Raw genomic sequence first — 22,195 nt, forward strand, 5'->3', positions numbered from 1 at the left:
GCCCGGGTCGGTCAGTCCTCGTCGGCGAACTTGGCGATGAACTCGTCGAGTTCGTCCTGGTCGAGGTCGATGAGCGGCTCCTCGGCCTCGTCGGCGGCGGCCTGCGGCGCCGATTCGGTGACCACGGCGGCCAGTTCGGCGACGGACTTGTGGGTGAAGACGTCCCGCGGGGAGATCTCCAGCCCGGCCTCGCGCGCCGCGGTGACCAGCTTGATCGACATGATCGAGTCGCCACCGAGCGCGAAGAAGCTGTCGTCGATGCCGATCCGCTCGACCTGGAGCACCTCGACGAACAGCTGCCGCAGCAGCTCCTCACGCGGGGTGCGCGGCGCCCGGCTGCCCTCGGCCGCGGCGAAGTGGGGGGCGGGCAGCGCGGCCCGGTCCAGCTTGCCGTGCGGCGTGGTGGGCAGCTCGGGGATCTCGACGACGGCGGCCGGCACCATGTACTCCGGCAGGTGGGCGGCGACCCGGTCGCGCAGCGCGGCGGGGTCGGTGCCGTCCGGCCCGGCCGGCACCACGTAGGCGACCAGCCGCCGCGACCCGGGGGTGTCCTCGCGCAGCTGCACGGTGGCGTGCCGCACGCTCGGGTCGGCGGCCAGCACGGCCTCGATCTCGCCCGGCTCGATCCGGAAGCCGCGCAGCTTCACCTGGTCGTCGGCCCGGCGCAGGTAGTCCAGGCGACCGTCCGGCAGCCAGCGGGCGATGTCGCCGGTGCGGTACATCCGGGCACCCGGCGCGCCGAACGGATCGGCGACGTAGCGGTGCGCGGTCAGGTCGGGCCGGTGCAGGTAGCCCCGGGCCAGGCCGGCGCCGGAGATGTACACCTCGCCGGGCACGCCGGCGGGCAGCGGGCGCAGGCAGTGGTCGAGGACCCGGATCCGGGCGCCGACGACCGGGACGCCGATCGACACGGCGACGCCGGGCTCCAGCGGTCCGCCGACGGTCGCGATGATCGTCGTCTCGGTGGGGCCGTAGATGTTCAGCATCCGCCGGCCCGGGGCCCAGCGGGCCACCAGCTCGGGCGGCAGGACCTCGCCGCCGGTGACGACGGTGATCCCCGCCGGCAGGCTGCCGTCGGCCATCGCGGCCAGCGAGGACGGCGGGATGGTCAGGGTCTGCACCCCGGTCCGGGCCACCCAGTCGGCCAGCGGCTGCCCGGGCAGCATCTCCTCGTAGCTGCCGACGACCACGCAGGAGCCGCTCAGCAGCGCGGTGTTGAGCTCGCCCATGGCGCCGTCGAAGCTGGGCGAGGCGAACCAGAGCACCTTGCGGCCGGGGCCGAGGTCCAGGTGGCGCCGCTGGGTGGCCAGGAAGCTCGCCAGGCCGGCGTGGGTGACCAGGACGCCCTTGGGACGGCCGGTGGAGCCCGAGGTGAAGATGACGTACGCGCCGCAGGCGGGCAGCAGCGGGCGGCCGCGCTCGGCGTCGGTCACCTCGCCGGACGGGGTGTCCGCCGGGGCGGTGAGCCGGTCCGTGGTCACCACCCGGTCGCGCAGCTCCGCCGGGATCTTCTCCACGGCGTCGGGCGCGGCCAGGATCAGGTCCGGCCGGGCCTCGGTGAGCATGAACTCGATCCGGTCGGCCGGGTAGTCGGTGTCCACCGGCATGTGGACGGAGCCGCTCTTCCAGATCGCCAGGATCGTGGTGACCAGCTCGGCGGTGCGGGGCAGCAGGACCGCGACGATGCGCTCCGGGCCGGCCCCGTGCGACAGCAGGACGCGCGCCGACCGGTTGGCCCGGGCGTCGAGTTCGGCGTAGCTCAGCTCCTCGGTGCCGGTCAGCACGGCCGGCGCCTCGGGGTGCTCGGCGACCCGCCGGGCGAACAGCGCCGGGATGGTGGCCGCGGGCTCGGCGGGGGCGGTCGCCGCCCACCGCTCCAGGACGGCCTCCCGGGTCGGCGCGGACAGCAGGTCCAGCCCGGCGAGCGGGGTCCGCGGCGCCTCGGCGAAGGTCTCCAGCACCCGTAGCACCGAGGCCAGCAGGTCGCCGGCCTCCGCCGCGCCGTACAGGTCGGTGCGGTAGTGGAGCTTGACGTCCAGGTGCTCGCCCGGGCGCACCAGCAGCCGCAGCGGGTAGTGCGCGGAGCCGGGGACGGACGGCTCGCGCAGCCCGATGCCCAGGCCCGGTACGGGCTGGGCGACCTCGGCGTGGTCGATGCCGGCGTTCTCGAAGCCGACGATGGTGTCGAAGAGTTCGCCGAGGCCGACCGCCCGCTGGATCTCGGGCAGCCCGAGGTGGTGGTGGGCGATCAGCTCGGACTGCTCGGTCTGCATCCGGACCAGGGCGGCGGACAGCGGCTCCGCCGGGTCGAGCACGGCCCGGAACGGCACGGTGTTCATGACCAGGCCGATCGCGTCCTCGACGCCGGGCAGCTCGGGCGCGCGCCCGGACACCGCGGCGCCGAAGACGACGTCGCCGCGGCCGGTCAGCCGTTCCAGGGCGATCGCCCAGGCGCCGTTGAGCAGGGTGTTCACGGTGATCCCGGCGGCGCGGGCCGCGGCGGTGATCCGGGCGGAGGCGTCGGCGTCCAGGACCTCGTGGGCGGTGCCCTGTGCGGCCAGCACCGACAGGTCGGCGTTCGGGGCGACCAGGGTGGGCTCGTCCAGGCCCGCGAGGGCCCCGGCCCAGGCCCGCTCCGCCGCCGCGCCGTCCCGGCCGGACAGCCAGGCGAGCACCCGGCGGAACGGCATCGGCTCGGGCAGTCCCTCGGCGGAGCCGCCGGCGGCGTACGCGGCGAAGACCTCGCGGTAGATCAGCGGCACCGACCAGCCGTCCAGCAGGAGGTGGTGGTCCGTCACGACCAGCACGTGGCGGTCGCCGGCGAGCCGGACCAGCAGCGCCCGCAGCAGCGGGGCGGAGCCGAGCGGGAACGGGCGGTCGTGCTCCTCGGCCACCAGCTCCTCGACCCGGCGGCCCCGCTCCGCGGGGGCCAGGGCGCCGAGGTCGACCTCCCGCCACGGCACCTCGACCCGCTCGGGGATCACCTGCACGGCCCGGCCGGAGCTCAGCCGTACGAAGCGGGCGCGCAGGTTGGCATGCCGGGCGAGCACCGTGTCGAAGGCGGCGCGCAGGACGGCGGGCGCCACCTCCCCCTCCAGGTCGAAGACCTGCTGGGTGATGTACGGGTCGACGCGGTCGGGTGCGAGCAGCGCGTGGAAGAGCATGCCCTGCTGGAGCGAGGTCAGCGGCCACACCTCGACGGCGTCGGGGTGGGCGGCGTCGATCTCGGCGCGCTCCTCGGCGGCCAGTTCGAGCAGCGGGCCCTCGGGCGGCGCGCTCTCGGGCAGCGGGCCCTCGGGCGAAGACTGGGCGGCTTCCGCGTCCTCGGCGTCCCGGGCGGCGGCGACCAGGGCGGCCACCGTGCGGTGCAGGAAGACGTCCCGGGGGCTCAGTGCGAGCCCGGCCCGGCGGGCCAGCGAGGAGAGCCGCATGGAGAGCAGCGAGTCGCCGCCCAGGTTGAAGAAGTTGTCGTGGATGCCGATCTTCTCGACCCGCAGCACCTCGGCGAACAGCCCGCGGAGCAGTTCCTCCTGCTCGTCGCGCGGCTCGCCGCCCTCGCCCGCGCCGTCGAAGCGGACCGCGGGCAGGGCCGCCTTGTCCACCTTGCCGTTGACGGTCATCGGCAGCTCGTCCAGGACCAGCACGGCGGTCGGCACCATGTAGCCGGGCAGCACCTCGGCGGCCCGGGCGCGCAAGGCCGCGCCGTCCGCGGTGGCGCCGGGCGCGGCGACCACGTAGCCGACCAGCATCGGCGAGCCGGGGTGGTCCTCGCGGGCCACCACGACGGCGTGCCGCACGCTCGGGTCGGCGGCCAGCACGGCCTCGATCTCGCCCGGCTCGACCCGGAAGCCGCGGATCTTGATCTGGTCGTCGGTGCGGCCGAGGAAGACCAGGGTGCCGTTGTCGTCCCGCTGGGCGCGGTCGCCGGTGCGGTACATCCGGGCGCCCGGCTCGCCGAACGGGTCGGCGACGAAGCGCTCGGCGGTGAGGACCCGCCGGCCGAGGTAGCCGCGCGCGAGGCCGGCGCCGGCCAGGTACAGCTCGCCGGTCACGCCCGGCGGGACGGGCCGCAGCGCGTCGTCCAGCAGGTGGGCCCGCAGGTTGTCGGCGGGGCCGCCGATCACCGGGTGCTCGTGCGCCGCGAAGCGGGCGTACATCGGGTCGACGGTGCACTCGGCCGGCCCGTACAGGTTGTACGCGGACAGGCCCTCGACGGCGCGCAGCCGCTGCCACAGCGGCTCGTCGACGGCCTCGCCGCCGAGCGCGAGGACGCGGACCGTACGGCCCTCGTCGAGCAGCCCCTCGGCGATCAGCCGGCGGGCGAAGCTCGGAGTGGTGTCGAGCACCTCGATGCCGTGCCGGGTGACGTGGTCCAGCAGGGCGTGCGGGTCGGCCCGCAGCTCCTCCTCGATCAGGTGCAGCTCGTGCCCGCCGACCATCCACAGCAGCTGGCTCCACGAGGCGTCGAACACCAGGGAGTTGGTCAGCGCGGCGCGCAGCGGACGGCCGGCGGCGGCCTGCTCCGGCTCGAACAGGTGGTTGCGGTGGCTGTGGAACATGTTGGCCAGCGACCGGTGCTCGATCGCGACACCCTTGGGGCGACCGGTGGAGCCGGAGGTGTAGACGGTGTACGCCAGGTTCTCCGGGCACAGCGGGGCGAGCCGGTCGGCGTCGGTGAGGTCGGCGCCGTCGGCCTCCAGCGGCAGCTCGTCCAGCAGCAGCCGCTCGGTGCCCTCGGGCAGCCGGGCGGCGGACGCGCCGGTGGTGACCGCGAGGTGCGGGCGCAGTTCGGCGAAGACGGCGGCGATCCGCTCGGCGGGCTGCTCGAGGTCCACCGGCACGTACACCGCACCGGACTTGAGGATCGCCAGCAGGGTGACGACGGCCTCGGCGGTGCGCGGCAGGGCCATCACCACGGGCCGTTCGGGGGCGGCGCCGCGGGCCACGAGCTGCCGGGCCAGCCGGTTGGCGGCGGTGTTGAGCGCGGCGAAGGTGAGCCGCTCGGCGCCGCAGCTGACCGCGGGCGCGTCCGGGGTGCGGGCGGCCTGCTCCTCGAAGAGCCGCACCAGGGTGCCGGGCGGTGTGGCGACCGGGGCCGGGGCGGCGGCGCGGTCGATGCGGCGGCGCTCCTCCCCGGTGAGCAGCGGCAGCCGGCCGACCGGGGTGTCCGGCCGCTCGACGGCGTGGCCGACCAGCAGGCTCAGCCGCTCCAGCAGCGCCTCGGCCCGCTCCTTCGGGTACAGGTCGGCGCGGTAGTTGAGCTCGAAGACGGTGGTCGGGCCGGGGAAGACGGCGAGGCTGAGCGGGTAGTGGGTGCCCTCCGGCACCTCGTCGACGGCCTCACCGGCAAGAGCGAGGCGCAGACCGGCAACGTCGACGCCGCGGGCGGAGGCCGGCAGCGGGAAGTTCTCGAAGGCGATGGTGGTGTCGAAGAGGCTGTCGTGGCCGCTGATCCGGTGGATGTCGGCGAGGCCGAGCCAGGAGTGCTCGGTGAGTTCGGCCTGCTCGTCCTGGACGCGGTCGAGCAGGGCGCCGAACGGTTCGGTGCGGTCGATCCGGACCCGGGCCGGGACGGTGTTGATCAGCAGGCCGACGACCCGGTCCACGCCGGGGACGGCGGCCGGGCGGTCGGCCACGGTGCAGCCGAAGACCACGTCGTCGCTGCCGGTCAGCAGCGCGAGCAGCAGCGACCAGGCGCCCTGGATGACGGTGTTGACGGTGAGGTTGCGGCCGCGGGCGGCCTCGGCCAGCGCGCGGGAGCGCTCCTCGTCCAGTTCCAGGCGGATCCGCTGCTGGGACACGGTTCCGCCGGCCGGGTCGGCGCCGCGGCCGAGCAGGGTCGGGCCCTCCAGGCCGGCCAGCGCCTTGCCCCAGGCGGCCTCGGTGGCGGCGCGGTTGCGGGCGCTCAGCCAGCCGAGGTAGTCGCCGACGGAGACCGCCGGGTCCAGGGCGGTGGCGTCGCCGCCGTGGTGGAGGATCCGGAACAGGTCCTCGACGACCACCGGCATCGACCAACCGTCCATCAGGATGTGGTGGTTGGTCAGCACGAAGACGTGCCGGTCGGCGGCCAGCGCGCACAGGGTGAACCGCAGCAGTGGGGGCTGGGCCATCTCGAAACGGCGGTGGCGCTCCTCGGTGAGCACCTCGCGCAGCCGGGTCTCATGCTCGGCCGGGGCGAGCCCGGTGAGGTCGACCTCGGCCCACGGCAGTTCCACCTGGGACGCCACGGCCTGGAACGGCTCGCCCGAGCGGCGCTGCAGGAACCCGACGCGCAGCGCGGGGTGCCGGGCCACGACCAGCTCGCCGGCGCGGCGCAGCGCGGCCCGGTCCAGCGGGCCGGTCAGCTCGATCGGGAGCTGCATGTTGTAGTGGTCGACGCCCTCGTGCCCGCCGTCGTACAGGGCGTGGAAGAGCATGCCCTCCTGCAGCGGTGTCAACGGCCAGATCGCGTCGAACGAGGTCGGCTTCATTTCCCACTTCTCCAGTGCGCTTCGAGTTCGGCGAGCTCGTCGGCGTCGAGTTCGAGCCGGGGCGCCGCCGGCGGGGCGACGGCCGCCTCGGGCTCGGTCTCGGTGGCGACGTCCGCCAGAGCCGCCACGGTGCGGTGACGGAACACGTCCCGTGGGGTGAGGGACAGGCCGGCGATCCGAGCCCGGCCGGCCAGTCGGGCGGAGGCGATGGAGTCGCCGCCCAGGTCGAAGAAGTTGTCGTCGATGCCCACCTGCTGTCCGTCGAGCACCTCGGTGAAGAGGCGGCACAGCAGGCGCTCGCGGTCGGTGCGCGGCTCGCGCCGCTCCCGCCGGCCCGCCTGCGGAGCGGGCAGCGCGGCCCGGTCGAGCTTGCCGTTGGGGGTGAGCGGCAGGGCGGTCAGCGGCACGATCACGGACGGGACCATGTACTCGGGCAGTTGCTCCGCGACCTGCTTGCGGGCGGTGTCCGGGTCGGGCACCGCCCCGGGCTCGGGCACCGCGTACGAGACGATCCGCGGGCTGCCCGGGATGTCCTCGCGGACCACCGTGGCGACCTGCCGGATGCCGTCCACCGCGGACAGTGCGGAGTCGATCTCGCCGAGTTCGATCCGGTGGCCGCGGATCTTCACCTGGTGGTCGGCGCGGTCGAGGTAGCGCACCGCTCCGTCGGGGCGGCGTACCCCGAGGTCGCCGGTGCGGTACATCCGGGTGCCGGGCGGGCCGAAGGGGTCGGGGACGAACCGTTCGGCGGTGAGCAGCGGACGGCGGGTGTAGCCGTCGGTGACGCCGGTGCCGGCGATGTAGATCTCGCCGGGCAGGCCGGCCGGGACCGGGCGCAGGGCGCCGTCGAGCAGGTACACCCGCAGGTTGTCGGCCGGGCTGCCGACGGGGACGTCGGCGGTGCCGGTCTCGGACCCGGCCTGCCAGGTGGTGGTGTAGACGGAGACCTCGGTGGGCCCGTACAGGTTGTGCAGGCCGGCCTCACTGGCCTTGCGGAAACGTTCCACCAGACCGGCGGTCATCTTCTCGCCGCCGCAGAACACCTGGCGCAGGCTGCCGCACTCGGCGGCGCCGGGCTCCAGCAGGAACAGTTCCAGGGTGGACGGCACGAACTGCGCGGTGTGGATCCGCTCGGTGCGGATCAGCTCCGGCAGGTAGCCGGGGTGCTGGTCGGCCTCCGGCAGCGCGACCACCATCGTCGCGCCGACGTGCAGGGTCCAGAAGATCTCCCACACCGACGGGTCGAAGCTGATCGAGGTGCGCTGCAGCACCCGGTCGCCGGGCGCGAGCGGGAAGCAACGCTGCATCCAGCGCAGGTAGTTCACGATGCCGCGGTGGGCGACCACGATGCCCTTCGGGCGGCCGGTGGACCCCGAGGTGAAGATCACGTACGAGGTGTGCACCGGGTCGACCGCGCGGTCCGGCGCCGGGCCCGCGCTCTCGCGCGCCGACAGCTCGGCGAAGCTCCGCTCGTCCAGCGTGAGCGCCGGACGGGCGTCCTCGGTCATCGCCCGCACCCGCTCCGGCGGGTACTCCGGGTCCAGCGGGAGGTAGGCGGCGCCGGTGCGCAGCGTCGCGAGCAGCGCCACGACCAGGTCCACGCCGCGCGGCAGCGCCACCGCGACCACGTCGCCGGGGCCGATCCCCCCGGCGGCCATGGTGGCGGCCAACCGCCCGGACAGCGCGTCGAGTTCGGCGTAGCCGACCCGGCGCTCGCCGTACACCACGGCCTCGGCGTCCGGCGTGCGGCGGGCCTGGGCGGTGAACAGCCCGTGCAGGGTGCCCTCCTGGTGCGCCATGGCGGTGTCGTTGCACGCCCCGACCAGCGTGCGGCACTCCTCGGCGTCGACCAACTCGACGCGTCCGAGCGGCAGTTCGGGCTGCCCGACGAAGGCCAGCAGGTACCGCTCCAGCCGCTCCAGCAGCGCCTGCGCCTGCTCGGCGGGGTACAGGTCGGCGCGGTGGGTCAGCTCCAGGCGCAGCCGCGGACCGGGGTGGACGATCAGGGTGAGCGGGTAGTGGGTGACCCCCGTGCGGTCGGACTCGGCGACCCCGATCCGCAGCCCCGGCAGGGTCCGGCGGATCGCCTCACGGTCGGCCGGCGCGTTCTCGAACACCATGGTGGTGTCGAAGAGTTCGCCGAGGCCGAGGCCGCGCTGGATGTCGGCCAGGCCCAGGTGGTGGTGCGCGCCGAGCGCGGCCTGCTCGGCCTGCACCTCGGTGAGCAGCTCGGACAGCGGCCGTTCGGCGGAGAGCCTGACCCGCACCGGGACGGTGTTCATCACCAGGCCGACCAGGTCCTGCATCCCGGCCAGCTGCGGCGGCCGGGCGGACACCGAGGTGCCGAAGACCACGTCGTCCCGGCCGGTCAGCTGCCCGAGCAGCGCCGCCCAGGCGCCCTGGAAGACGGTGTTGACGGTCAGGCCGGCCGTCCGGGCGGTGCGGTTCAGGTCCGCGGAGAGCTTCTCGGACAGCGCCCGGCGGGTCAGCGCGGGCATCTCGGTGGTCAGCGCCGCCCCGGGGGCGACCAGGCAGGGCTGCTCGACGCCGGCGAGCGCGCGCTTCCAGGCGTCCGCGGCGGTGTCCTTCGGCTGACGGTCCTGCCAGCGCAGGTAGGCCGCGAAGGAGACCGGCTCGGACGGCTCGTTCCGATCGGACACCTCGGAGTCCTCGGAGTAGGCCGCGAACAGGTCCTTCAGCATGATCCCGACGGACCAGCCGTCGAAGAGCACGTGGTGGCTGGTGAAGACCAGCAGGTGCCGGTCGTCGGCGGTGCTGATCACGGCGAACCGCAGCAGCGGCGGCTTCGCCAGGTCGAAGCGGGTCGCCTTGTCGGCGGCCAGCAGTTCGGCCGTGCGCTCCCGCTGCTCCTCGGCGCCGAGCCCGCGCAGGTCGTGCTCGGCCCAGGGCACCGTCACCGCGGCCGGGATGGTCTGCCGGGCCTCGCCCAGCTCGTCCAGCGCGAAGTGGGCGCGCAGCGCGTCGTGCCGGGCGACCAGGGCGTCGCAGGCGGCGCGCAGCCGGTCCGGCGCGATCTCGCCGGTCAGGTCGAACACCATCTGGCCGATGTACGGGTCGGCGCCGGTGTCGTCGGCATACAGCGAGTGGAACAGCATGCCCTGCTGCAGCGGGGTCAGCGGCAGGCCTTCGGCCGGGCCCCCGGCGTCGGTCAGCAGCGACCGGTCGAGGTCGGCGGCCCGGCCGCCGTCGGCGACCGCGGCCATGGTGGCGGCCGTGCGGTAGGTCAGGACGTCCTGCGGGGTGAGCGCGAGCCCGGATTTGACCGCCCGCGCGGCGAGCCGGACGGCGGTGATGGAGTCGCCGCCCAGATCGAAGAAGCTGTCGTCGATGCCGATCTCCTGCGCGCCGAGCACCTCGTGCAGCAACTCGCACAGCACGGTCTCGGTACGGGTGCGCGGCGGCCGGCGGGTGGCGCCGCCGCGGATGTCGGGCTCGGGCAGCGCGTCCCGGTCGATCTTGTTGTTGGAGGTGAGCGGGAAGGCGTCCAGGGCGACGACCGCGGCGGGCACCATGTGCTCCGGCAGGGTCCGGCCGACCCAGGCGCGCAGCTCGGCGGGCTCCACCTCGGCGTCGGGCGCGGGCACCACGTAGGCGACCAGGCGGCGCGCACTGCCCTTCGCGGCGCGGGCCACCACGGCGGCCCGGGCGACCGAGGGGTGCGCGGTGAGTCTGGACTCCACCTCCCCGAGCTCGACCCGGAAGCCGCGGATCTTCACCTGGTGGTCGCTGCGGCCGACGAAGTGCAGTTTGCCGTCCGGCCCCCAGGAGCCGTTGTCGCCGGTGCGGTACATCCGGCTGCCGGGCGGGCCCCACGGGTCCGCGACGAAGCGCTGCGAGGTGAGGCCGGGCCGGCGGTGGTAGCCGACCGAAACGCCGGGGCCGGCCAGGTGGATCTCACCGGTGACGCCGGGCGGCACCGGGCGCAGCAGCCCGTCCAGGACGTACACCCGGGCGTTGTGCAGCGGCGAGCCGATCGACGGCGTGCCGGGGCCGGTCAGCGGCCCCGTCATGGTGGTGAACACGGTGCTCTCGGTGGCGCCGTACACGTTGTGCAGCCGGTGCACGCCGCCCCAGCGGCGGACCAGTTCGGCGGGCAGCGCCTCCGCGCCGACCGCGATGATCAGGTCGTCCGGCAGCGAGCCGGGCGGGAACGCGGCCAGCACCGACGGCACGGTGCCCACGCAGCTGACCCGGTGCCCGGCGATGAACTCGGCCAGCTGCGGGCCGGGCATCAGCTTCGGCGGGGCGATCACCGCGCAGCCGCCGCTCATCAGCCAGACCGACAGCTCCCACACCGACGGGTCGAAGCTGGGCGAGCTGATCATCAGTACCCGCTCGCCCTCGCGCAGCGCCAGCACGCCGGGCTGGGACTCGGCGAAGTCGGCCAGGCCGGTGTGCGGCACCAGCACGCCCTTGGGGCGGCCGGTGGAGCCCGAGGTGTAGATCATGTACGCGAGGTCGGCCGGGGTCGGCGCGGTCGGGGGCGCCGGCTCGGCGGGGTCGGCGGCGTCCAGCGCGGCGGCCACCGCGGCGTCGTCGAGGTGGACCGCGGCGAGGCCGTCGCGGCCCGGGAGCCCGTCGGCGTGCCGGGTGACCATCAGGTCGGGCCCGGCGTCGTCGAGCATCCCGTCCACCCGGTCCGCCGGGTAGCCGGGGTCCACCGGGAGGTAGACGGCGCCGGCCTTCATCACCGCGAGCAGCGCCACCAGGTTGTCCAGGCCGCGCGGCAGGGCGACGGCGACGATGCCGCCGCGGCGCACCCCGCGCTCCACCAGCATCCGGGCCAGGCGGTTGACCCGGGCGTCGAGCAGGCGGTACGTGAGGGCCCGCCCCTCGAACTCCACCGCGTCGGCGTCGGGGGTGCGGGCGGCCTGGCGCTCGAACAGCTGCGGCAGGGTGACCCGCTCGGTCGGCCACTCGGTGTCGTTGAAGTCGTTCAGCACCCGGTCCTGCTCGATCGCCGTCGTCAGCTGCAGGCGGGCCAGCGGGGTGTCCGGGTCGGCCTCGGCGAGGCGGTGCAGGAAGGCCGGCAGCCGGACGGTGTGGGCGTCCAGGTCGGCCTGGTCGTAGCGGGCCTCGTTGCCCTCCAGGCGGACGTGCTGCCCGCCGGCCGGGTCGGGGAACAAGGTGAGGACCAGGTCCGGCACCTGGCCGGCGTTGAGGCCGGTCACGGTGGCCGGGAAGCCGGCGAGCTCGGCGCGGTCGCCGGTGGGCACCAGGTTGAGCGCCGCGTGGAACAGCCGGTCGCCCGCGTCGCGCATGCCCAGCTCGCGGCGGATGTGCTCGTGCGGGAAGCGCTGGTGGGTGAGGAGTTCGCCGAGCCGCGCGGAGGTGTGGTCGATCAGCTCGCCCACCGTCATCGCCGCGTCCAGCCGGACGCGCAGCGGCAGTTCGTTGGCGAGCATGCCCGGGGTGGTGCGGGCCGCGTCGGTGCGCCGGACGGTCGCGGTCAGCCCGAGGACCAGGTCCTGATGGCCGCTCAGACCACTGAGGTAGGCGGCCACTCCGGCCGCGACCACCGCCGTCCAGTCGGTGCGGCGGCGCCGGCCGAGCTTGCGCAGCGCGGTCACGTAGGTCGAGGTCAGCAGGGTCTGGGCGCGCAGCACGTCGCCCACCCGGTCAGCGGCGCGGGGGGCCACGGTGACCGGCTCGGGCCGGTCGGTCATGCGCTCCAGCCAGTACGCGCGGTCCGCCTCGTACTGCTCCGAGGCCAGGTACGCGCGCTCCTCCAGCGGCAGCAGCAGGGCGGACGGCAGCGGGCGGCCGCCCGGCTCGGCGCCGGCGACCATCGCCTTGTAGAGCGCGTTGATCCGCTCGGTGAGGATGGCCAGGCCCTGGATGTCGGTCAGCACGTGGTGGTAGCTGCTGTACCAGAACCAGTGGCCGGCACCCAGCCTGAGCAGCACGTCCTCGCCCACCGGGCCGCGCCGCAGGTCGTAGGTGGTGCGCATCCGCTCGGCGATCCACCGGTGGGCGGCCAGCTCCGGGTCGGACCGGTCGGACAGGTCGACGATGTCCCAGCCGGCGTTCGAACGGCCCAGGAACTCCTGGTACGGGCCGTCGGCGTCCTCGCCCAGCCGCACCTCGAAGACCTGGCTCTCGGCGTGCGCCTGCCGGATCGCGCGGTGCCACAGCTCGGGGTCGAGCGGGCCGCGGATCTCGAAGCGGCGCACCAGGTTGAACCTCGGCGAGTCCGGCGCGAACTGCTGGGCGAGCCACAGCGCCCGGCCCGCGGCGGTCAGCGGCGTACGGTCCCCGGCGGTCAGCGGCGTACGGTCCCCGGCCTCGCGGATCGACGAGTGCGGACCGGATCCTTCTTGATCGCTTGCCCGGTACACACCTGGCTCCTCTCCGCGGCGGTCGGCCGGCGGCGCGGGCGGCCCCCTGGCCGACGACCGGGGACCGCACTGACGGTTCTCGCCGCCGATGCTTGCGCGCGCGGACAGAACCGACCAGGAAACTGACCGGCAATCGACCTTGCTGGTCCCGGCCGTGCGCCGGACCGGAGTTGCCCGCTCGATTCCTGGCTTCCTGCCCGTACGAACCGGAGGATGCGGCCTGGGCGGCAGCGACGTTGCTCCGAAGAACGCAAGGATCTGGGAGGAATCGGTCAATGAGCATCCCCGACAGGGCCCTGCTGGACTGGGTCGAGGAGGCCTCGGAGGAGCGCGGCCTGCACTTCGCCGGTCCGGGTGACTCCTGGGAGTTCCACAGCTACGCCGAACTCGCCGACAGGGTGCTGCGCACGGCCGGGGCGCTGCGCGCCGCCGGCGCGCAGGACGGCGACGTGGTGGCGGTCGTCCAGCGCTGCAGCCCCGGCTTCGTGGCGACGTTCTTCGGCGCCATCGCGGCCGGCTGCACGCCGTGCTCGATCGCGCCGCCGTTCGCCTTCCAGCGCGGCGGCGAGTACGCCGAGCACGCGCGGGCCCTCTTCGACACCGCGCAGCCCCGGGTGATCGTCTGCGACGAGGAGTCGCAGAACTCCGTGCGCACCGTCACCGAAGGACTCGACCTGCCCGAGCCGGTGGTCTTCGACACGTTCATCGCCGAGGTCGAGCCCGCCCCGAAGCCGTACCCCCCGGCCGAGTTCGCGCTGCTGCAGTTCACCTCCGGCTCCAGCGGCCGCTCCCGCGGCGTCCTGGTGAGCCACGAGGCGCTGACCAACGACGTGAACGCGATGCACCGTTGGCTGGAGTGGTTCCCGGAGTACTCCGGCGCCTCCTGGCTGCCGGTGCACCACGACATGGGCCTGATCGGCTGCATGGTCAACTTCGTGACGATGAGCTGCGACGGCTGGATGATGCAGCCGGAGGACTTCATCCGCTCCCCGCTGCGCTACCTGCGCTGCATCAGCGACAACAAGGTCGGCCTGACCGCCATGCCCAACTTCGGCCTGGCGTACATCCTGCACCGGGTGAAGCCCGCCCAGCTGGAGGGCCTGGACTTCTCGTCCTTCCGCTCGCTGATCCTCGGCGCGGAGCGGATCGACCCGCAGGTGCTGGAAGGCTTCGAGGCGCTGCTCGGCCCGCACGGCTTCGACCGGCGCGCGCTGCTGCCCGCGTACGGCGGCGCGGAGGCCACCCTGGCCGTCACCGGCCTGCCGATCGGCGAGGGCTGGAGCGAGGTCACCCTGGAAGGCGACCAGGCCGGGCGCTTCGTCGGCTGCGGCCGCCCGCTGCGCGGCGTCCGGGTCACGGTGGTCGACGACGAGGGCACCGAAGTGCCGGACCGCGTCGTCGGTGAGGTGCTGGTGAGCGGGAACACCCTCGGCACCCGCTACCAGGGCGCCGCCGGAACGGCCTCCGGCACGGTGCTGGACGGCGGGGTGCTGCACACCGGCGACGCCGGCTTCCTGCACGACGGCCAGCTCTACGTGGTCGGCCGCCTCGGCGACGGCGTCAAGGTCCGCGGCAAGATGGTCTTCGCCGAGAGCCTGGAGGCCCGCCTGCACGAACTCGGCATCCCCCAGCGGCGGGTGGCCGTCCTGCTCGGGCACCTCGAGGACCGCGCGACCGGCGTGGTCGTCCTGGAGAAGCCGGACCCGCAGTGGCAGGCCGCCGCGCACACGGTGCTCTCCGAAGCCCTGGGCACCGAGGCCGACCTGCTCGCCGTCGAGGTGCCGCGCGGCGGCCTCGCCGTCACCTCCAGCGGCAAGCCGCGCCGCCGGGTGATGTGGGCCGCGCTGACCGCCGGCGAGCTGGGCGGCGACATCCGGAGCCTGACACCGGCCTGACCGGCCGACCCCCGAAGCGCCGCCCCGCCACGTCAGGCCACCGAGCCGGCAGGCAGGCGCTTCCGGGACCGGACGGTCACCACCAGCGTGCGCGCCAGGAGCATCGCGCCGAACGAGATGGCCAGGAAGCCGAACCCGGTCTCGATGCCCTGGTTCTGCCCGACCTGGTAGAAGGCCGTCCGGGACACCAGCAGGCCCGCCCAGACCAGCAGGGCGTACAGGCCGCCCCTGAACACGGTGTGCCCGGCGGCGTCCCGGCCCACCGGGAGCAGCGCGCCGTAGGCCACGCCCAGCACCAGACCCACCCCGGTGATCGCGGCGCCGAGCCCGATCGAGGCGCCGCTCCTGTCGTGATCGATCAGGTCGTCCTGGAGAGCTCCGACCACGATCGGAATCACCGGAAGCAGCCACGGGACAAGAGTCAACCTCTGATCCCTGAACTCGCGGACAAGTCCGAGCACCAGAACGGCAGCGGTCAGAATTTCGACCATGTTGTCTTTCACGGGGAAATCCCATCGTGTGTGAGGCGCCCGCGTCGGCACCGGTGCCGTGAGCACGGCGCGGCCTCGTCAGAACGGCGCAGAGGCACCCTACTGCAGCCCCCGCCGGTGGAATAGGGACGCCTCTCGGGCGTTTCTCGGACGCCTTCCGGGCGCCACTCGGACGTCAATCGGGCGTCTCCCGGGCGCCATTCGGCGTTCTATCGGGTGCCTATCGGGTGCCTATCGGGCGCCTCCGCAGAACCGAATTCCCCGGCTGGAGACCGTTACACCCGATCGGCAGCTGGAATGCAATTTCGATTGCCGGGCACTTGCCTGGCCGGGCCGCGCGGCAGCCGGAAGCATGGCCGACGCGGGCCGGCCGGACGGCCCTGCAGTCCCCATCCCCCCGGCGATCCCGGCCGGTCCGTGCCGGACGTCGCCCGCGGACCGTGCGACCGCAACCCGCCCCGGTTGGAGATCACCCAGTGCCTGCCCACGACTCACCGCTGGAAGCGGTCCTTCCGCTCGCGCCCCTGCAGGAGGGGCTGTTCTTCCACTCGCTGCTCGGCAACGGCATCGACGAGTACGTCAGCCAGGCCGCACTGCGCCTCGACGGCCCGCTCGACCGGGACCGCCTGCGCGCCGCCTGCCAGGCCGTGGTCCGCCGGCACGCCGCGCTGCGCACCTCCTTCCAGCAGCGGAAGAACGGGCAGGCCGTCCAGCTGGTGCACCGCAAGGCCGCCGCGCCGATCACCGAACTCGACCTGGCCGGCGGCCTCGACCTGCCCGACGGACTCGACCTGGCTGGCGGACTCGACCTGCCCGACCGGACGGGCACGGAGCCGGCCGCTGGGACGGACGCCGAACTGGTCCGCCACCTCACCGAGGAGCGGCTGCGCGGCTTCGACCTGGGCGCCCCGCCGCTGATCCGCTTCTCGATCGTCCGGACCGCCCCCGAGTCGCACGTCCTGCTACTGACGCATCATCACATCCTGCTCGACGGGTGGTCGTTGTCGATCGTGCTGCGCGACCTGGTGGCGATCTACGCGGCCGGCGGCGACGACACCGCCCTGCCGAAGGCCGTCCCGGCCACCGGCTACCTGGCCTGGCTGGCCAAGCGCGACACCAAGCTGTCCGGGCAGGCGTGGCAGCAGGCCTTCGCCGGACTCGAGTCGCCCACCCTGACCGGCCCCGAGCACACCGGCGCCACCGAGGAGCTCCCCGACCTGGTCACCACCGAGCTCTCCGCCGAGCTCACCGCCGCCGTCCGGGACGCCGCCCGCGCCCGCGGTCTGACCCTCAACACTGTCGCCCAGACCGCCTGGGCGCTCGCCCTCGCCTCGCTGACCGGGAAGACCGACGTCGTCTTCGGGCAGACCGTCTCGGTGCGCTCCGCCGCGGCCCCGCGGGTCGAGGAGATGGTCGGACTGCTCATCAACTCGGTTCCGGTACGCGTGCGCCTGGACCCGGCCGAGCCGCTGCGCACCCTCCTGGACCGGGTGCAGCGCGAGCAGACCGCGCTCACCGACCACCACCACCTCCCGCTGCCCGAGATCCAGCGGACCGCCGGGCACGGCACCCTCTTCGACACCTTCCTGGCCCTCGCCGACCCGGGCAGCGGCGACGGCGCCGACCGGGGCAGCGGCGACGGCGCCGACCGGGGCAGCGGCGACGGCGGGACCGCGCGTCCGCCGGCCGGCCTGCGGATCTCCCCGCTCGCCGACGACCTGGTCGCCGCCGACCCGAACGGCGCCCGCGGCTCCACCCACTACCCGCTCAGCCTGGTGGTCGTCCCCGGCGACCGGCTGATCCTCGAACTCACCCACCGCCGCGAGGTGTTCGACGCCGACACGGCCCGCGGCGTACTGCGTCGGCTGGAGTCCGTGCTCACCGCCCTGGCCACCGCCCCGGACACCCCGGTGGTCGCCCTCGACCTGCTCGACGACACCGCCCGGGCCGCCCTGCCCGTCCCCGGCGTCCCGGCCCGCGGACCCGCGTCCGAGACCACCCTGCCCGCCCTGTTCGAGGCCCAGGTCGACCGGGCACCGGACGCCGTCGCGCTCTCCGACCGGCACCGCGCGCTCAGCTACCGGGACGCCAACGCGGCCGCCAACAGGATCGCCCGCGCCCTGATCGCGCGCGGCATCGGCCCCGAGTCCGTGGTCGCCGTCCTGCTGCCGCACGACGCCGAGCTGGTCGTCGCGCTGCTCGGCGTGCTGAAGTCCGGCGCCGCCTACCTGCCGATCGACCCGGCGCTCCCGGCGGAACGGGTCGCCTTCATGCTCGAGGACGCCCGGCCCGCCGCGGTGCTCACCGACCGCGCCCCCGGCCACCTCCCGGCCGAGCCGCTGCGGCCCGCCAACCGGCTGCCCGCCGACCTGCCACCTGCCAACCGGCTGCCCGCCGACCTGCGGCCCGCCGATCTACTGGCCGAACCGCACCCGGACGGGAACGTCACCGACGCCGAGCGGGTGCGCCCGCTGCGCCCCGGCAACGGCGCCTACCTGATCTACACCTCCGGCTCCACCGGCCGCCCCAAGGGCGTCCAGGTCGAGCACCGCTCCGTCGGCGTCTACCTGGAGTTCGCCCGGCACACCTACCCGGGGCTGGCCGAGACCGCGATCGTGCAGTCGCCGATCTCCTTCGACTTCACCGTCACCGGCGTCTGGGGCGGCCTCACCGCAGGCGGCCGGGTGCACCTGGCCGAACTCACCGATCCCGCGCCGACCGGCCTCGGCCCGGCCGCCTTCGCCAAGGTGACGCCCAGCCAGATGCCGCTGCTCGCCGACACCCACGCCTGGCTCTCGCCCACCCGTGACCTGGTGGTCGGCGGGGAGCAGCTGTCCGGCGCGATGCTGCGCGCCTGGCGGGCCGGCAACCCGACCGCCACCGCCGTCAACGAGTACGGCCCGACCGAGGCCACCGTCGGCTGCATGGAGTTCCGCAGCGGGCCCGACGACGAGATCGCCCTCGGCGCCGTCCCGATCGGCAAGGCGATCCCGGGCGCCGCGATGCACGTCCTCGACACCTGGCTGCGCCCCGTCCCGGTCGGCGTGCCGGGCGAGGTCTACATCGCCGGGCCGAGCCTGGCCCGCGGCTACGTCCGCCGCCCCGGCGTGACCGCCGAACGCTTCGTCGCCAACCCCTTCGGCGCGCCCGGCGAGCGGATGTACCGCACCGGCGACGTCGCCCAGTGGGGCGCCGACGGCGAACTCGTCTACCTCGGCCGCGCCGACGACCAGGTCAAGATCCGCGGCCAGCGGGTCGAGCCCGCCGAGATCGAGGCGGAACTCTGCCGGCACCCGGCGGTGCGGCACTGCGTGGTCGTCGTCCAGAGCGGCCCGCAGGCCGACCGGCTGGTCGCCTACCTCGTCCTGGACGGCACGCCCGAGGCCGAGGAACTGCGCGAGCACGTCGCCTCCCGGCTGCCCGCCGCCATGGTGCCGGACGCCTTCGTCCCGGTACCGGAGATCCCGCTCACGCCCAACGGCAAGCTCGACCGGGCCGCGCTGCCGCCCGTCCCCGACCAGGGCGAGGGCCGCGCCACCGGCCGACCGCCCCGCAGCCGGATCGAGAAACTGCTGGTCAAGCTGTTCGGCGAGGTGCTGAACCGCGACGTGCGCTCCGTCCACGACGGCTTCTTCGAGCTCGGCGGCGACTCGATCACCTCCCTGCAACTGGTCGCCAAGGCGCGCGGCGCAGGCCTCGAACTCACCGCCAAGCAGGTCTTCGAATACCGCACGGCGGCCGCGCTCGCCACCCTGTCCGGCCCGGCCGCCGGAACGGCGGCCCAGGTCGTCCACGACGACGGCACAGGCGACTTCCCGGCGCCGCCCATCGTCCACCGGCTGCGCGAACTCGGCGGCCCCGTCGACTCGTTCAACCAGTCCACGCTGCTCGCCGTGCCGGCCGGGCTCGGCCTGGAGCAGCTGACCGGCGCCGTGCAGGCGCTCCTCGACCGGCACGGCGCGCTGCGCATGCGGCTGACCGAGGACTGGTCGCTGTCCGTCCCGCCGGTCGGCTCGCCCGTCGCCTCCGACGGCGTCCGCCGGGTCGACGTCACCGGGCTCGACCCCGACGCCCTGGCCGCGGCCGTCACCGAGCACGCGGAGGAAGCCGCCCGCCGGCTGGACCCGCGCGCCGGAAATTTGCTCCAGGCGGTCTGGTTCGACGCCGGCACCGCCTCCGGCCGCCTGCTCGTCGTCGTCCACCACCTGGCCGTGGACGCCGTCTCCTGGCGCGTCCTGCTGCCCGACCTGCACGCCGCCTGGCTGGCCGCCGGCACCGGCGAACCCGCTCGGCTCGACCCCGTGCCGACCTCCCTGCGGCGCTGGTACGACACCCTCGCCGACGCCGCCGCACGCCCCCACGTCGCAGCCCAGGTGGAGCACTGGCGGCGCACCCTCGCCGAGGCCGGTCCGCAGCTCACCGACCGCGCCGCCGACCCGGCCCGCGACGTGCACGGCACCGCCCGGAGCCTGACCGTCGAACTCACCCCCGCCGAGACCGAAGCCCTGCTCACCACCCTGCCCACCGCCTTCCGGGCCGGCCCCGACGAGGTCCTGCTGACCGCCCTGGCGCTCGCTGCCACCCGCTCGCGCGGCACCGGCGGACTGCTGGTCGACCTCGAGGGCCACGGCCGCCGGGAGCTCGACGGCCTGGACCTCACCCGGACGGTCGGCTGGCTCACCACCCTGCACCCCGTCCTGCTCACCCCGGGCACCTCTGCACTGGACGACGGCGCAGTTGCCCGCGCCCTCAAGCTCGTCAAGGAGCAGCTGCGCGGCGTGCCCGACCACGGCCTCGGCTACGGCCTGCTGCGCTACCTGGACGAGCAGGGCCGCGCCGCCCTCGGCGCCCTCCCCCACCCGCAGCTCGCCTTCAACTACCTCGGCCGGTTCACCGCCGGCGGCCCCGAAGCGGACTGGCGCCCGGCCGGCGAGAGCGCCGCCCCGCCCGTCCACCCCGACCAGCCGATGGCCCACCCGCTGGAGGTCAACGCGGTGGCCGAGGACGGCGGCAACGGCCTGCGGCTGACCGCCACCTGGACCTGGGCCCCCGGCCTGCTCGCCGAGCACGAGGTCCGGACCCTCGCCGAGGAGTGGACGGCCGCGCTGCGCGCCCTGGCCGCCTTCGCCGGTCGGCCCGCGGCCCACGGGCTCACCCCCTCCGACGTACCGCTGGTCCGGATCACCCAGGACGAGCTGGACGCCCTCGCCCAGGACGGCCCGGTCGCCGACGTCCTCCCGCTCACCCCCACCCAGCAGGGCCTGCTGTTCCACGCCCGCTACGAACACGGCGCCCCCGACCCGCACACCGTCCAGACCGTTCTCGAACTCGACGGCGAGCTGGACGCGGCCCGGATGCGCACCGCCTTCCAGGCCCTGGTGCGGCGTCACGAGGCCCTGCGCGCCCGGTTCGGCCTGCTGCCCTCCGGCGAGCCCGTCCAGGTCCTGGACCAGCGCGCCCAGGCGCCCTGGCGCGAACTCGACCTGCGCCGCGCCGACGAGGCCCGGCAGCGGGAGGCGCTCGCCGACGAACGGTGCGAACCGTTCGACCCGGCCCGCTCCCCGCTGGTCCGCGGCCTGCTGGTGCGCCTCGGCAAGCGCCGCCACCTGCTGGCGCTGACGATCCACCACATCCTGGTCGACGGCCGGTCCAGCGCGATCCTGCTCCGCGACCTGGCCCACCTGTACCGCCACCGCGGCGACGACGCGGGCCTGCCCGACACCGTCCCGTACCGCCGGCACTTCGACTGGCTGCAACGGCAGGACGGCGAGGCCTCCCGCGCCGCCTGGCAGAAGGCCCTGTCCGGGGCCGAACCGACCCTGCTGGCACCCGACGGCGACACCGCGCGGGTCCACGCCCAGCCACTGCGGCGCACCGCCCAACTCCCCGAGGAGACCACCGAGGCGCTCCGCCGGGCCGCCCGCGACCACGGCGTCACCCTCAACACCGTCGTCCAGGCGGCCTGGGCGCTCACCCTGCACCGGCTCACCGGGGCCCGCCGGCCCGTCTTCGGCGCCACCGGGTCGATCCGCACGCCGGAACTGCCCGGCCACGAGGACCTCGTCGGCCTGCTCATCAACACCGCACCCGTCCGGGTACGGCTCGACCCGGACGCCGGACTGGACGCCCTGCTCCGGGACCTCCACCGGGAACAGACCGAACTGGCCCCGCACCGGTACCTGTCGCTCGGCGAGATCCTGCGCGCCGCCGGGCAGCGCGAACTCTTCGACAGCTGCCTGGTGTTCGAGAACTACGCGGCCGCCGAGGCGGTCGGGGCGGAGGGCTCGGCGGCGGTCGGGCCGGCGGGCTCAGCAGGCTCGGAGGCGGTCGGACCGGCGGGCTCGGCAGGCTCGGAGGGCCCGTCAGGGCGTTCCTCCGGCGGCCTCCGGATCACCGACACGTACGGCCAGGACCCGTACCACTACCCGGTCCGGCTGACCGTCACCCCGGAGCAGCGGCTGCACCTCGCGCTCAGCCACCGGCCCGAGCTGGTCCCGACCGCGCTCGCCGAGCGGGCCGGCGAACTGCTGGTCGCACTGCTCCACGCGATCGCGCAGCGGCCCGCGGCGAAGGTCGGCGAGCTGCTGCCGGACTCCGACGCCCTGCGAGCCGCCCGGGACACCCTGGCAGTGCTGGCGGCCGAGGCCATCGGCGCTGCCTCCGGCACGTCCGGCACGTCCGGCACGTCCGGCTCGTCCGGCTCGTCCACGGCGCCGGAACCCCTCGGCACCGAACCCCTGGACGTGGACGACGACTTCTTCGCCCGCGGCGGCGACTCACTCGCGGCGCTGCGCCTGTCCGGCCGGATCGAGGCCACGTTCGGCCGCCCGGTCGACATCCGCACGATCTTCCAGCAGCGCACCCCGCGCCGGCTGGCCGCACTGTGCGTCCCGACCGCCTCCTCCGCATCCCCCACCTCCCCCGGCTTCACTGACCCCGACGCCCGCTGATCGCGCCCCCCAGAACCCGACAAGACCCAC

General features: G+C 74.8%; 5 protein-coding genes. 2 read left to right on the top strand and 3 right to left on the bottom strand.

The window, feature by feature from the left end:
• Positions 1 to 11 precede the first annotated feature (11 nt).
• Both ACZ52J_RS28320 and ACZ52J_RS28325 read right to left on the bottom strand, forming a co-directional pair.
• Positions 12 to 6,470 (bottom strand): amino acid adenylation domain-containing protein, encoded by a 6,459-nt coding sequence (locus tag ACZ52J_RS28320; protein WP_465622732.1) that lies wholly within the window; start codon positions 6,468 to 6,470, stop codon positions 12 to 14.
• Positions 6,467 to 12,829: an amino acid adenylation domain-containing protein gene (locus tag ACZ52J_RS28325; RefSeq protein ID WP_465622733.1), complete on the bottom strand. Its 6,363-nt coding sequence runs from the start codon at positions 12,827 to 12,829 to the stop codon at positions 6,467 to 6,469. Before ACZ52J_RS28325 ends, ACZ52J_RS28320 begins: the two co-directional genes overlap by 4 nt.
• Positions 12,830 to 13,104: 275 nt before the next feature.
• Here ACZ52J_RS28325 and ACZ52J_RS28330 point away from each other — a divergent pair, with 275 nt between their 5' ends.
• On the top strand, positions 13,105 to 14,724 hold the full coding sequence (locus ACZ52J_RS28330) for an AMP-binding protein (RefSeq protein ID WP_465622735.1): 1,620 nt from the start codon (positions 13,105 to 13,107) through the stop codon (positions 14,722 to 14,724).
• Between the two features lie 32 nt (positions 14,725 to 14,756).
• Here ACZ52J_RS28330 and ACZ52J_RS28335 read toward each other — a convergent pair whose 3' ends face one another.
• Complete coding sequence (locus ACZ52J_RS28335; protein WP_465622736.1) at positions 14,757 to 15,149, bottom strand: hypothetical protein; 393 nt, start codon at positions 15,147 to 15,149, stop codon at positions 14,757 to 14,759.
• A 542-nt stretch (positions 15,150 to 15,691) separates the two neighbouring features.
• Between ACZ52J_RS28335 and ACZ52J_RS28340 the strand changes: the two genes are divergently transcribed.
• Entirely contained in the window at positions 15,692 to 22,165 is a 6,474-nt protein-coding gene (locus ACZ52J_RS28340) for an amino acid adenylation domain-containing protein (protein ID WP_465622737.1), read from the top strand.
• Positions 22,166 to 22,195 lie beyond the last annotated feature (30 nt).

The organism is Kitasatospora sp. NPDC034035 (assembly GCF_055575755.1).